Here is a 12,929-nt window from a genome sequence, read left to right as displayed (position 1 = left end):
GTCTCCTTCTTGGTTCCGCCGGGTGGGCTGACGATGCGATGGGCCGTCAGAAGGCGTTGCAGGCGCGGAAGATGTGGGCGAAGGCGGCGACGGAGGCCGGGCCGTCGAAGGCCACGTACTCGGGGATGGGGTCCTGGGGTGCCCATTTCTCCTTGTAGGCCAGCTGCGTCTGGGCGGGGTACAGCGCGGCGCCCTGGTCCCACAGGAAGTGCATCAGCCACTGGAAGGACGCGCTGTGGCCGGGCATCTCGTTGCCGTGGTCCAGGCCCGTGAAGGGCGTGAAGCCGAAGTGCAGCCAGGTGGCGCCCTCGTCCCGCAGGACGTCGATGACGTGCGAGTTGATGGCCTCCATCAGGCCCGGTGAGCCGTCGGGGATGCGCCGGCTGAGGTCGTGCATCCAGCCGGCCCGCTCGCCGTACACCGGCGAGTACGAGATGTAGCCCACCGGCCGCGAGTCGATGGTGCCCACGAACAGGCGGCGGTGCTCCTGGGCCGCGCCGCCCAGCTCGCCGACGAGGAACTCCAGCGGACGCGCCTCGTCACCCTTGGAGCCCAGCCAGGCCGCGTCGATGTCGCGGATCGCGCCGCTGACGTCGTCCGGGGAGACCTCGCTGACCTGCAGGCCGTTGCGGAAGGCGCGGGAGATCTTGTTGCGCATCCGCATGAACCGGGTGCCGCGCAGTGTGAAGTCGGGCAGGTGCACGACCCAGGAGGAGCCGAACTGGTTCACGGTGAAGCCGCGTTCGGCGTATGCCTGGGCGTCGTGGCGCTGCAGCTGGGCGCCGACCACCCGCAGGTCCTGCTCGTGGGCGTGGGCCACGAACCGGTCGAGCAGCGGCAGGTAGGACTGGGGGGCGGCGAACGGGCCACCGAGCTGGACCAGGTAGCGGCCCGCCCTGCGGTAGGCGATGACGCCGTCGAGGCCGGGCGCGGTGAAGGCGCTGGTGCCCCGGCTCATCGCCAGGAACGCGCTGGGGTGCTCGGCCTGGGTGTGCGTACGGATGGCGTGCAGGACGGTATCGTGCGCCGCGGACTCGTGTGCGGCCGGCGCCGGCGCGGAGTTTCCCGGCCCGGCTTTCTCCAATGTATGTGCCGAAGACATCAAGCCTCTTCCTTTCCGCTCTGGATCGAAACTGGACTCAGCGCAGTAGAGCACCACGCATTTGAGTCTCGGAAGAGCGGGGAAAGGCATCCGATGGGGGTGTCAGCGGCCCGTCAGGCAAATATCAGCGACGGGTGCCAGAGTTAGTGCCGTGACCGGGACAGGGCTTCACCCGGGAACAAGGAGAGGTGCCCGGAGTGGCTTATCGGGGACCGGAGTTCGCTTCAGTCGGGCGCAAGCCCACGCAGGTTCGAATCCTGCCCTCTCCGCGTCGATCACTGATGCAGCGTCTGGAGGTCAGCCTCATGCCGACAGCGGCAGCCCCGGCCCCCCGGCGGGCCCTCGTCGTCGTCAACCCCACGGCGGGCACCGCCCGCCCGGACCTCGTCGAGCAGGTCGTACGGCATTGCAGGCGGCGGCTCACCGAGGTCACGGTGCACCGCACCACGCACCGCGGCGACGCCGCCCAGGTCGTCCGTGCCGCGCTGGCCCCCGGCGCGCGTCCCGCCCCCGACCTGGTGGTCGCGGTCGGCGGCGACGGCACGGTGCACGAGGCCGTCCAGGGGCTCAGCTCCCCGGAAGCCGCCGGCGCCGGGGCCGCGCTGGCCATCGTGCCCGCGGGTACCGGCAATTCCGGCTACCGCATGCTGTGGGCCGACCGGCCCTGGGCCGAGTCCCTGGAGGCGACCCTGACCGGCGCACCCGAGGGGGCCCGGCTGCGCCGCATCGACCTGGGCCGGCTGGCCGAGACGGGACAGCCGGTGCTGCTCGGAGCCTGCTCGGGGCTGATCGCCGAGGGACTGGTCGCGGCGCGCGCCGTACGGGCCGCGGGCCGCGAGAAGTACGCGCGGGCGCTGCCCGACGCGGCCGACGGCTTCACCCCCTACCCGGGGCGCGTCACGGTCGACGGCCAGGTGCTGCACGAAGGTGCCACCGTGCTGGCGAATGTGGGCGGCGGCCGCTATCGCGGCGGCCAGTACCTCGTGCTGCCCGACTCCGAACTGGACGACGGCCTGCTGGACGTCTGTGTCGTCGGCGCCTCGGTGCCCGCCGTCCAGGTGCCGCAACTGGCCCGTACCGGGCAGTTGGCTCGGCAGCCGGGCGTGGTGCACGGCCGGGGCCGGCACATCGTCGTCGAGCGGACCGACGGCCATCCGCTGTGCTTCGAGCATGACGGTGAACTGCAGCACCTCAACTGGACCCGGATGAGCGTCGAGGTCCTTCCGGGCGCGCTGGGGGTCTGGGGTGCTCCCACAAAGGAAGTGACGCGTGTCGATACTCAAGGAGCTGTGCCGCTGGGCGGCGTGGCTGCGACCTGAGGACATCCCGGCCCGGGTGCGGGCCCTGGCCGCGAGCCAGCTGCTCTCGCAGCTCGCCTCGATCAGGGCGGGGGCCGCACATCCGCTGGGCCGGCGCCTCATCGAGGGTTTCGGGCCGCCGTTGCAGGCTGATCCGCGCAACTCCGCGTGCGTGCTGTCCGGGCTGGGTTCCTGGCTGAACCTCGACGACACCGCCTACGCGGGTCATCTGTCGAACTCCACGGTGTCCGTCCCGCTCGCCTTCGCCCACTCGCGGCGGCTCGACGGCCCGGCGCTGCTGGCCGCGGTCGTCGCCGCCAACGAGTGCGCGGCGCGGATCACCGCGGCCGCCACGCTCGGCCCGCTGCGCGGCCACAGCGCCGTGCACACCCACCTGGCGGGGGCGGTCACCGGGCGGCTGCACTGCGAGGGCGCCGACGACGCGGTGTGGCGCAACGCGCTCGGGCTGGCCTTCGCCATGCCCAACTGGCCGCTGATGCGGGCCTTCCTGGCCAGCGACGCCCGCCTGTTCAACACGTTCACACCGGTGCGCACCGCGATGGACTCCTGCGACGGGGCCCGCGCCGGGCTGCAGGGCGCGGTGGACATCCTGGAGCACCCCGACGGGTTCTTGGACCACTTCGCCTCCGTGCCGCTGCCCGACGCGGTCAACGCCGGGCTCGGCGAGCGCTGGCACACCGAGACCCTCTCCTTCAAGATGCATCCCGGCGGCCCGGGGGTCGACGCGGCGGTGGACTGCGCCGCCGCGCTCCACCGCCAGCTCGGCCCGTGCCGCCCCGAGGACATCGAGGAGGTCGTCGTCGAGGCTTCCCTCTACACCCTGTTCGCGGGCAAGAAGGCGGCCTCCTACGTCGTGGGGCCCGGCTCGCCCCTGGGCGCCCTGGTCCTGCACACCCCCTACCCGGTGGCCACCGCGCTGCTGACCGGCGGCCTGACGGTCAACGACTTCGCGGCGCCGCTGCTCAACGAACGTGCCCGCTGGAATCTGGCCGAGCGGGTGCGCCTGGTGCACGACCCGGAGCTGACCAAGGCCCTGTTCGCCTCGGACGCTCCCTTCGGCGAGGCGGTGCGCCAGGCCGGCGAGGCGGCCTGGCCCTGGCTGCGTTCCTTCGCCGGCGACGAGGTCGCCAAGCTCGCCCGGGGCGCGGCCGGCGACCGTACCCGCGACGTGTTCACCTCCTCCGCCAAGGCCACCGGCGCGCGGGTGACGGTGCGGATGGCCGATGGGCGTACCGCCTCCCGTCAGCGCATGATCCCGATCGCCGCCGCGGGGCCGCACACCCGCGCCCACCACGCGGAACTGATGCGGGAGAAGTTCCTCGAATTCGGTGGGTCGCCCGGCGTCGCGGACGGCGCCGGAGAACTCGAATCCATGGACGCCGACGCTCTGCGGAGCTGGATCGAATCGGCGTTGCGGTAATTCACGAGGCGTATGTCAGCGGGGAGTCAGCCGCCGCTGACAGCATCGATTCCCGGTGGACCAGTGGACAGTGAGCAGGGCCATAGACTTGGAAGGGTCCTTTGATGCCTGATAAGGAATTCCGCAGCTACAAGCTCTACATAGCGGGCAAGGATGTCGAAGGCGACGGCTGGGTCTACACGGTCAGCGCCCGGTCTCTCCTCGAAGACGTTTTCACCAGCGTCAGTCTGAAGCGGGAACTTGAGCAGAACCCGGATTCCGACGCCGCGGACCACCCCTATGTGGTGGGCCGCTGCGCCATCGCCAGCGACGCCTCCATCGACCTGGCCACGGAGGCCGCCGCGGCTGCCGCGTCGGCCTGGGCCGAGGTGCCGCTGGAGCGGCGGATGCGTCTGGGCAGCATGTTCCGCGAGGAACTGATCCGGCGCGAGGACGAGTTCCTGGACATCCTGACCTCCGAGGCGCACCCGCTGCGCCTGGCCCGCTGGGAACTGAGCTGCATGAAGCAGATCTACAGCGAGGAGAGCCTGTACTGGTACCGGCAGCGGATGCACACCGAGTTCGAGCACGAGGGGCGGCGCCTGATCGTGCGCCGCCAGCCCGACGGTGTGGTCGCCTTCAACCCCCCGCAGAACGCCCCGGCGCCCAGCGCCGCGCTGGCCGTGCTCGCGCTGATGGCCGGCAACGCCGTCGTGATGCGCGCCCCGCGCAGTATCGCGCTGAGCACCATGTGGCTGATGCGTGACGTGGTCGGCCCGCTTCTGGACGAGGTCGGCGCGCCCGCCGGCATCCTCAACGCCGTCTGCTCGAACCCGAAGCAGACCCTGGACCGCTGGATCGCCTCACCGCTGGTCAACGACATCTTCTACATCGGCGGCAGCCAGGAGGGCCTGCGCTTCCAGGAGCGCTGCGTGGCCAACAACAAGAAGCCCATTCTGGAGCTGGCCGGCAACGACACCATCGTCATCTGGAAGGGCGCCGACCTGGAGAAGGCGGCCGAGGCGATCTGCGAGTCGTTCTACGGCTCCGGCCAGATCTGCATGGTGCCCAACTGCGTGCTGGTGCATCCGGAGATCGCCGAGGAGCTCATCGCGGCGGTGCAGGAGCGGGTCAAGCTGGTCAAGCCCGGCTTCCCCGAGGACGAGGACGTGCTGCTCTCCCCGGTGCGCCGCAGCGAGAACTTCTTCAGGCTGCTCCAGCAGTCCCTGGACCTGGGCGGCGAGATCATCACCGGCGGGCACCGCACCGAGGTCGACGGCACCGTCTCGGACACCGGGGTCTTCCTCCAGCCGACCGTGGTGCGGGTCGACGGTCTGGCCGGGGCGCGCCAGCATGACATCGTCAAGAGCGAGACGTTCTTCCCGCTGCTGCCGATCGTGGTGCCCCAGCCGGCCGACGCGAAAGACGACGACGCGCTCCTGAACACGTTCATCGAGTTCGTCAACTCCAACGAGTACGGGCTGCGCAACTCGCTGTGGGTCAAGTCGGCCCGCGTGATGAACGCGTTCGTGCAGCGCGTCGTCAACGGCGGCCTGCTGAAGATCAACGACTCGCACATCGGGTTCCTGCCCTACCTGCCGAGCCACGGCGGTACCGGCCTGACCGGCGGTGTCTACGGCGAGGCCAACTACCCGATCCTCAAGACGTCGCACATCCAGGGCGTCAGCATCGCCCACGACGTCAGCCCGCACGAGGCCGTCTTCGGGCCCTGAGCCGGCCGGCCTGCACCGCCCCGGCTGAACCGCCCTGCCCGAAGGAGCCGTTCTCCCCTCGCTCCTCCCCCGCTCTTTCCGCTTTCCCCACTCAACGGAGGTGTTTGTCCGTGCGCTCCCTGGACTCCGCCCGCGCGGTCTGCGACCGCTACCACCCCGGTCTGCTCAAGGCGCTGGAGGAGATCCCCTTCGCCGAGCGGGAGGCCGTGGGGAGCCCGGCGATCGGCGTGTTCCGCGCGCACGGCGGGGTGGGGCTGATGGTGCCCACCCAGTTCGGCGGGCACGGTGCCGATCCGCTGGACGTGGTCCGCGTACAGCGCGCCATCGGTGCCGCCTCGCCGTCCGTGGCCGCCGGGGTGACCATGCACCACTTCACGGTGTCGATGCTGTACTCGCTGGCCGAGCCGGCCGGGCGGCTGGGTCCGCGTCAGATGGACCTGCTGCGCCGCATTGTGGCCGACCAGGTCCTGATGGCGTCCGGCTGGGCCGAGGGCAAGACCCAGCAGAACATCTTCGCGCCGTCGGTGACGGCCACCCCCGTCGAGGGCGGCTACCGGCTGAGCGGGGCCAAGAAGCCCTGCAGCCTGGCCCGTTCGATGGAACTGCTCACCGCCTCCATCGCCGTGCCGGGCGCCGACGGCACCCCGGAACTGGCTCTGGCGCTGGTCCCGGCCGACGCGCCGGGCCTGACGGTGCACCCCTTCTGGGGCAGCGACGTACTGGCCGCCTCGGAGAGTGAGGAAGTGCGGCTCGCCGACGTGTTCGTGCCCGACGACATGGTCATCCGCACCACGCCCGAGGACCCGACCCGGATCGACGACCTCCAGGCGGCGGGCGTCATCTGGTTCGAGATGCTGGTCTCGGCCGGATACGCCGGGGCCGCGGCCGCGCTCGCCGAAGTGGTGCTGCGGCGCGGCCGGGGCACCGCCGCCCAGCGCGCGGACGTCGTCATCGACGCCGAGAGCGCCTTCGCCCTCCTCGAGGGCGTGGCCCGCGCGGTGCGCGACGGTGTGGACGGCGAGGAAGCGGTGGCCCAGGTGCTCGTCGCCCGCTACGCCGCCCAGGACCTGCTCGCGCGGTCCGCGGAGCTGAGCCTGGAGCTGCTCGGCGGGGTCGACTTCATCCAGAGCCCGCACCACGCCCGGCTCGCCGCCTCCGTACGGCCGCTGATCTTCCACCCGCCGGGCCGGGCCTCGGCCTCCCAGCCGCTGGCCGACTACGCGGGCGGTGCCTCGCTCGACCTGTCCTGACCGCGCCTCCTTCCGACCGCCCGTCCTTCTCAGGGAGTTTTCCGTGACCGTGACCCAGGACATCCGGGTCGACACCGAGGAAGAGATCCTCGGCCTCTACCGGGCCCACCTCAGCAAGGGCCGGGCCACCCTCGCCGAACTGTTCGGCAGCCATATGGAGGTGGAGTCCTCCGGGAACTGGCTGACCACCAGCGACGGCGAGCGTTTCCTCAACGCCGGCGGCTACGGCGTCTTCATCATGGGCGCGCGCCACCCCCTCGTGATGGAGGCCGTCCAGCGCCAGCTGGACACCCATCCCGTCGCCACCCGCATCCTGCTGGAGCCGACCGTGGCGCGCGCCGCCGAGGCGCTGGTCTCCGTCATGCCGCCGGGCCTGGACCGGGTGCACTTCGCCCTGTCGGGCTCCGAGGCGGTGGAGACCGGCCTCAAGCTGGCCCGGGCCGGCGGCCGCAAGCGCACCGTGTCCATGGGCGGCGGCTACCACGGCAAGACCCTGGGCGCCCTGTCGGCCACCGCCAAGGAGGTCTACCAGAAGCCCTTCAGGCCGCTGATCCCCGACGTCGGCCACCTGCCCTTCGGTGACGCGGACGCCCTGGAGGAGGAGCTGCGGGCGCACCCCGGCGAGGTCTGCGTGATCCTGGAGCCGGTACAGGGCGAGGGCGGCGTGATCATCCCGCCCCGGGGCTACCTCAAGCGGGTCGAGGAACTGGTCCGCGAGTACGACGGCTTCCTCATCCTGGACGAGGTGCAGAGCGGCATGGGCCGGCTCGGCGAGTGGTGGGGCGCCGACACCGAGGGCGTCGTGCCCGACGTGCTTCTGGCGGGCAAGGCGCTGGGCGGCGGTGTGGTGCCCGTCTCGGCGGCCATCGCCACCCGCAAGGCGTTCCGCCCGTTCGACAAGGACCCCTACGTCCACACCTCGACCTTCTCCGGACAGCCGCTGTTGATGGCGGCCGTCCAGGGCGCGATCCGGGCCGTCCAGGAGGAGCGCCTGGTCACCAAGGCGATGGATCTGGGCGCCCAGCTGCTGCCCAGGATCAAGGAGATCGCCGAGCGCAACATCCCCGACCTCGTGGTCGACGTCCGCGGCCGCGGCCTGCTGATCGGGGTCGAGCTGGCCGAGCCCGGCCTGGCCGGGGAGCTGCTGATCGAGCTCTTCAACCACGGCGTCGTCGCGAACCACTCGATGAACGGCAGCGCGGTGATCCGCTTCACCCCGCCCGCCACGCTCACCGCGCTGGACGTGGAGTTCCTGCTCAGCGCCTTCGACAAAGCCACTCTCGATCTGGTCGCCGGTTCGGCCAGGATGCCGGAAGGCGGTAACAACTGATGCGACACGTGGAGTTGGACGCGGTGGTCCTGGGCGAGAGCCCGCAGACCGTCTACGAGTCCATCGCGAGGTTCGACCGCTTTCCCCAGCTGGCGCCGCACGTCAGCTCCACCACGGTGCACGGCACCCTGCCCGACGCGCAGGGCAGCTCGAGCTGGGAGCTGCACTTCCGCAGCGGCCTGCTGCGCTGGACCGAGCAGGACCGCTTCGTCCGCGACGAGCTGGAGATCCGGTTCGAGCAGGAGGACGGCGACTTCGACACCTTCGAGGGCAAGTGGGCGCTGACCCGGCAGGGCGACGACGTCGTCGTGCACTTCGAGGTCGACTTCGACTTCGGCATCCCCAGCCTCGAGGGCATCCTCGACCCGATCGCCGAGCGGGTCATCAAGGAAACCGTGGCCTGGGCGGTGACCGGCCTGTTCAGCCGCACCGAGCTGCGCAGCGAGGTCGAACTCGGCACGCCCGCCGGCACCGTCGGCGTCTGAGGAGGGCGGAGACATGGACCAGGCGAACCCCTTCGAGACACCACGCACCTTCGCCCTGCACCGGGCCGAGTACCTGCTGGGCTTCGCGGTGTGCACCGGCCTGATCATCGCCAACTTCGGCGAGATCCGCTGGCCGGTGTGGATCGCGCTCTTCCTGTACATCGACGTGATCGGCTACCTCCCGGGCGCGATCGCCTTCAAACGCGCCGGCGGCCGCCCCATCTCCAAGGCCTACTACGTGCTCTACAACGTGATGCACAGCCTGATCACACAGGGCGTGGTCGTGGGCGTGTGGTGCCTGACGATCGGCCCCGAGTGGGCGCTGCTGGCGATCCCGTGGCACCTGAGCGGTGACCGCGGCCTGTTCGGGAACTTCATGAAGTCCTTCGCGCTGCCCTACGAGCCGGTGCGCCAGAAGGGCTACCTGCGGCTCCTTGACGACCTGCGCCTGGCGCACCCCAAGCCGGTGGGCCACGCCCAGGACCCGGAGCCGGTGGGCCACATCGCCCCCGCGTCCCCGCACGCGGCCACGGCCGGCGCCGCCTTGCGGGCGGCCGACCAGCAGCCGGTGTCCCCGGCCGCACGCTGACCCGCCCCGGCACTTCTCCGGGCGCCTGCCCGGGACAGAAAGGAGCACCATCCGCCATGACCGGTTCCCCGCAGAGCAGCGTGGCGCAGGAGGCCGACTGGGAGACCGCTCCCGGTCTGCTCGACGGCGCCAAGGAACTCACCCTCGGGCCCGAGGAGTGCAACCTCGCCTACTGGATCACCCAGGTCGCCCAGGGCACCCTGCGCGACCGCGGGGTCACCGGCCACCACGCGAGCGCGCAGGTGCCCGACTTCCTGAAGGTGCCGGGCCCGCTGCGTGAGGCCCTCGTCCTGGAGTTCGGCTTCCGCGGTCTGTCCGAGGAGGTCGCCACCCGCATCCTGGCCCCCTACGTGGCGATCGCCCCGGGCATCCCGGAGCTGGAGTTCTACGCCACCCAGCTGATCGACGAGGCCCGCCACGCCCGGGTGTTCCGCAACCACCTGGTGGAGCTGGGGATGCCGGAGGCGACCCTGCTGCAGGACATCGAGGCGATGGCCGCCGACTACCGCCGCGAGGTGCTGCAGCCGGTCATCGACTTCACCCTCGACATCGTCCAGACGCAGGCCGACTTCCCCGGCGGGGTCGCGGTCTTCGCCATCGTCATCGAGGGTGTGCTGGCCCCGGCCGCCGAGCTGAGCGAGCGCAAGTGGACTCCGCTGTCGCCGGCCACCGGGGAGATCTCCCGCGGCACCGCGATCGACGAGATCCGCCACCTGACCGTGGCCAGCACCATCCTGCGCGACCACGTGCGCAGGCACCCCGAGTACCGGCCGCGGCTGATGGAGATCCTGGCGGCCGGGGTCAAGCTGTGGGACGAGATCGACGACCGCAAGTTCGTCATCCACCGCGAGGAGCTCTTCCAGCAGGGCATGGCCGCTCACGCCGACAAGATCGGGGACTACGAGATCTGGCCCGGCACCCGGCTCCTGGACACCACCCCCGAGGAGCGCTACGACATGGCCGAGCGGTGGACGGACGAGATGGCCGAGTCCCGGATGGCCTACATGGGCCTGCCCCTGGACGTGCTGTCCGGCTCCTCCACCCCCGGGGCCACGGCATGAAGTCCGCCGTCATCGCGGGCGTCGGCTCCTACCTGCCGCCCCGCGTGGTCACCAACGACGATCTCGCCGCGCGCCTGGACACCAACGACGAGTGGATCCGCACCCGTACCGGCATGTCGGTCCGCCATGTCGTCGAGCCCGGCGGCGCCACCTCCGACCTGGCCGTCGAGGCGGGCCGGCGGGCCCTTGAGTCCGCCGGCGGCGGGGGCGCGGACACCGTCATCCTGGCCACCACCACTCCCGACCGCCAGGTCCCGCCCACCGCACCGGATATCGCGGCACGGCTGGGCCTGGGCACCACTGCGGCCTTCGACCTGTCGGCCGCCTGCGCCGGGTTCCTCTACGGACTGTCGAGCGCCGCCGGTCTGATCGCCACCGGCGCGGCCGAACGGGTCCTGCTGATCGGCGCGGACGCCTTCACCACCATGGTCGACCCGGACGACCGGGCCACCGTGGTGCTCTTCGGGGACGCCGGGGGCGCGGTCCTGCTGCGCGCGGGCGAGGCCGATGAGCCCGGCGCCGTCGGCGCGCCCGTGCTGGGCAGCGACGGGTCGCTCGCCGACCTCATCCAGGTACCGGCAGGCGGTTCGCGCTCGCGTTCCAGTGGCCCGCCGTCCAAGCAGCCCGACCCGAACGACGTCTACTTCAAGATGAACGGCCGGGAGACCTTCCGGCACGCGGTGCAGCGGATGAGCGAGGCCTCGCGCACGGCCGTGGCACGCAGCGGCTGGCAGCTGACGGACGTGGACCGGCTCTGCGCCCACCAGGCGAACCTGCGCATCCTCACCGCGGTCGCCGACGAGCTCGGCTTCGAGCCGCAGCGCCGGCTGTCCAACGTGGCCGAGGTCGGAAACACCGCCGCGGCCTCCCTGCCCACCCTGCTGGCCATGGCCGCCGCCGACGGCTCGCTGCGGGCGGGCCACCGGGTGCTGCTCACCGCCTTCGGCGGCGGGCTGTCCTGGGGAGCGGCCACCCTCACCTGGCCCGACATCGAAGTCGGCTGACCCCTCGAAAGGAAGCCCGCCATGTTCGACACCCTCAAAGAGATCCTCGTCTCCAAGCTCAAGGTCTCCCCCGACATGATCACCCAGGAAGCCACCCCCGAGGAGGCCGAACTGGACTCCCTCGCCGTCGTCGAGCTCTCGATGCTCCTGGAGAAGGACTACGCCATCCAGATCAGCGACGACGAGCTGATGGAGGCCACCACCATCGGCGAGATGGCCCGCATGATCACCGAGCGGCGCGCCGCCGTCTGAGGCCCCGGTTCCCGCTGTACGGCCGGCCGTTCGCCACGGCGCCGCACCTCACCTCGCCCCGACAGGCACGCAGCCAAGGAGAGTTCCATGCACGACGTACGCGAGCTCCTGGACCTGGGGCCCGAGGCGGTGCGGCGTCTTGAACGGCGCCGGTACGCCCTGGACACGGCCGGTCTTGAGGAGGCCCACCGGCGCCGTGCCGCCGCGCTGGCCGACGTGTCCGGGCTGCGCGCCGAGCTGAAGGCCGCCGCGCGCGGGCACGGCGGAGGCCGCCCGTCCGACCAGGCCCGCGAGGAGTCGCGGCGGCTGCGGGAGCGGGTGCAGCGGGCGGAGGCCGCCGCGCACGAGGCAGAGACACAGCTGAGCGAACTGCTCCTCGCGATCCCCAACCTGCCCCTCGATCAGGTGCCCGACGGGCACAGCGACAAGGAGGCCGTCGAGGTCAGGCGGGGCGGTCCGCCGGTGACCGAGGACGGGCCACAGCGCCACCACGCAGACCTCGGCGAGGCACTGAACATCCTGGACAGCTCCCGCGCCGCCCGGCTCTCCGGCGCCCGCTTCACGGTGACCCGCGGGCCCGGCGCCCGCCTCGAGCGCGCCCTCGGCGACTTCTTCCTGGACCTGCACACCCAGGAGCACGGCTACACCGAGCACACGGTGCCCTACCTGGTGAACCGCCAGACGATGACCGGCACCGGTCAGCTTCCGAAGTTCGAGGACGACTTGTTCGCCACCCGGGTCGGCGACCGGGAGCTGTTCCTGGTGCCGACCGCGGAGGTGCCGCTGACCAGCCTCGTCGCCGGTGAACTGCTGCCGGCCGACGAGCTGCCGCTCGCCTTCACCTCCCGCACCCCCTGCTTCCGTGCCGAGGCGGGCAGTTACGGCCGCGACACCCGCGGGATCCTGCGCCTGCACCAGTTCGAGAAGGTGGAGCTGGTGCGCGTCTGCGCGGCCGAGGACGCGCCCGCCCAGCTGGAGCGGATGGTCGCGCACGCGGAGGAGTGCCTGCGCCGCCTCGAGCTCTCCTACCGGGTGGTGCTGCTGCCCGCCGGCGATCTGGGGTTCTCGGCCCGGATGACCTACGACATCGAGGTGTGGCTGCCGGGCAGCGCCGCCTTCCGGGAGATCTCCTCGGTCTCGGACTGCGGCACCTTCCAGGCCCGGCGCGCGGGCATCCGGGTGCGCACGCCCGGCGGCGGCAAGGAGGCGGCGGCCACGCTCAACGGCTCCGCGCTGCCCGTCGGCCGGACGCTGGCCGCCCTGCTGGAGCAGGGCCAGCGCCCGGACGGGTCCGTCGAGCTGCCCAAGGCGCTGCACTCGTACACGGGCTTCTCCCGGATCCTGGCGGACGGCAGCACCAACTGACCCGAGAGCCGCGGGCCCCCGGCGCGGGGGGCGGGGGGCC

At 71.6% G+C, this 12,929-nt stretch carries 12 protein-coding genes and 1 tRNA gene; 12 read left to right on the top strand and 1 reads right to left on the bottom strand.

What is annotated here, in order from left to right; genetic code table 11:
• Positions 1-46: 46 nt before the first annotated feature.
• Positions 47-1,102 carry a DUF2156 domain-containing protein gene (locus ABZ863_RS31370; RefSeq protein ID WP_256644763.1) on the bottom strand — a complete coding sequence of 352 codons (1,056 nt, stop codon included), beginning with the start codon at positions 1,100-1,102 and terminating at the stop codon, positions 47-49.
• A gap of 182 nt (positions 1,103-1,284) precedes the next feature.
• Between ABZ863_RS31370 and ABZ863_RS31365 the strand changes: the two genes are divergently transcribed.
• The 12 genes from ABZ863_RS31365 to serS all read left to right on the top strand — a co-directional run bounded on the left by ABZ863_RS31365 (position 1,285) and on the right by serS (position 12,889).
• Positions 1,285-1,371, top strand: a tRNA-OTHER gene (locus tag ABZ863_RS31365).
• A gap of 36 nt (positions 1,372-1,407) precedes the next feature.
• Positions 1,408-2,421, top strand: coding sequence for a diacylglycerol kinase family protein (locus ABZ863_RS31360; protein WP_023415544.1), 1,014 nt, complete (start codon positions 1,408-1,410; stop codon positions 2,419-2,421).
• Entirely contained in the window at positions 2,372-3,841 is a 1,470-nt protein-coding gene (locus ABZ863_RS31355) for an MmgE/PrpD family protein (protein WP_023415545.1), read from the top strand. The genes ABZ863_RS31360 and ABZ863_RS31355 overlap by 50 nt, the downstream gene beginning before the upstream one ends.
• Before the next feature lie 104 nt (positions 3,842-3,945).
• Positions 3,946-5,553: an aldehyde dehydrogenase gene (locus ABZ863_RS31350; RefSeq protein ID WP_023415546.1), complete on the top strand. Its 1,608-nt coding sequence runs from the start codon at positions 3,946-3,948 to the stop codon at positions 5,551-5,553.
• Positions 5,554-5,663: 110 nt separating this feature from the next.
• Positions 5,664-6,803, top strand: a complete 1,140-nt coding sequence (locus ABZ863_RS31345; RefSeq protein WP_023415547.1) for an acyl-CoA dehydrogenase family protein — start codon at positions 5,664-5,666, stop codon at positions 6,801-6,803.
• 43 nt (positions 6,804-6,846) lie between these two features.
• Positions 6,847-8,133, top strand: a complete 1,287-nt coding sequence (locus ABZ863_RS31340) for an aminotransferase class III-fold pyridoxal phosphate-dependent enzyme (protein WP_023415548.1) — start codon at positions 6,847-6,849, stop codon at positions 8,131-8,133.
• Positions 8,133-8,618 carry an SRPBCC family protein gene (locus ABZ863_RS31335; protein ID WP_023421020.1) on the top strand — a complete coding sequence of 162 codons (486 nt, stop codon included), beginning with the start codon at positions 8,133-8,135 and terminating at the stop codon, positions 8,616-8,618. Before ABZ863_RS31340 ends, ABZ863_RS31335 begins: the two co-directional genes overlap by 1 nt.
• A gap of 13 nt (positions 8,619-8,631) precedes the next feature.
• Positions 8,632-9,207 carry a hypothetical protein gene (locus ABZ863_RS31330; RefSeq protein ID WP_023415550.1) on the top strand — a complete coding sequence of 192 codons (576 nt, stop codon included), beginning with the start codon at positions 8,632-8,634 and terminating at the stop codon, positions 9,205-9,207.
• A gap of 56 nt (positions 9,208-9,263) precedes the next feature.
• Complete coding sequence (locus tag ABZ863_RS31325) at positions 9,264-10,268, top strand: hypothetical protein (RefSeq protein ID WP_023421021.1); 1,005 nt, start codon at positions 9,264-9,266, stop codon at positions 10,266-10,268.
• Positions 10,265-11,272 carry a beta-ketoacyl-ACP synthase III gene (locus tag ABZ863_RS31320; protein ID WP_023415552.1) on the top strand — a complete coding sequence of 336 codons (1,008 nt, stop codon included), beginning with the start codon at positions 10,265-10,267 and terminating at the stop codon, positions 11,270-11,272. The genes ABZ863_RS31325 and ABZ863_RS31320 overlap by 4 nt, the downstream gene beginning before the upstream one ends.
• A gap of 21 nt (positions 11,273-11,293) precedes the next feature.
• A complete protein-coding gene (locus tag ABZ863_RS31315; protein ID WP_023415553.1) occupies positions 11,294-11,524 on the top strand; it encodes an acyl carrier protein in 231 nt (76 codons plus the stop codon).
• Between the two features lie 87 nt (positions 11,525-11,611).
• Positions 11,612-12,889 carry a serine--tRNA ligase gene (serS, locus tag ABZ863_RS31310; protein WP_128462999.1) on the top strand — a complete coding sequence of 426 codons (1,278 nt, stop codon included), beginning with the start codon at positions 11,612-11,614 and terminating at the stop codon, positions 12,887-12,889.
• Positions 12,890-12,929 lie beyond the last annotated feature (40 nt).

Source organism: Saccharomonospora sp. NPDC046836, assembly GCF_040645195.1.
Classification (GTDB): domain Bacteria; phylum Actinomycetota; class Actinomycetes; order Mycobacteriales; family Pseudonocardiaceae; genus Prauserella_A.
Note: the sequence above shows the minus strand (reverse complement) of the source record. Positions and strands in the feature narration are given on the sequence as shown.

Bases quoted from the DNA above. Each gene is read 5' to 3' on its own strand.
- ABZ863_RS31370 (WP_256644763.1), bottom strand. From the start codon at position 1,102: ATGTCTTCGGCACATACATTGGAGAAAGCCGGGCCGGGAAACTCCGCG.
- ABZ863_RS31360 (WP_023415544.1), top strand. From the start codon at position 1,408: ATGCCGACAGCGGCAGCCCCGGCCCCCCGGCGGGCCCTCGTCGTCGTC.
- ABZ863_RS31350 (WP_023415546.1), top strand. From the start codon at position 3,946: ATGCCTGATAAGGAATTCCGCAGCTACAAGCTCTACATAGCGGGCAAG.
- ABZ863_RS31335 (WP_023421020.1), top strand. From the start codon at position 8,133: ATGCGACACGTGGAGTTGGACGCGGTGGTCCTGGGCGAGAGCCCGCAG.
- ABZ863_RS31330 (WP_023415550.1), top strand. From the start codon at position 8,632: ATGGACCAGGCGAACCCCTTCGAGACACCACGCACCTTCGCCCTGCAC.
- ABZ863_RS31325 (WP_023421021.1), top strand. From the start codon at position 9,264: ATGACCGGTTCCCCGCAGAGCAGCGTGGCGCAGGAGGCCGACTGGGAG.
- ABZ863_RS31320 (WP_023415552.1), top strand. From the start codon at position 10,265: ATGAAGTCCGCCGTCATCGCGGGCGTCGGCTCCTACCTGCCGCCCCGC.
- ABZ863_RS31315 (WP_023415553.1), top strand. From the start codon at position 11,294: ATGTTCGACACCCTCAAAGAGATCCTCGTCTCCAAGCTCAAGGTCTCC.
- serS (WP_128462999.1), top strand. From the start codon at position 11,612: ATGCACGACGTACGCGAGCTCCTGGACCTGGGGCCCGAGGCGGTGCGG.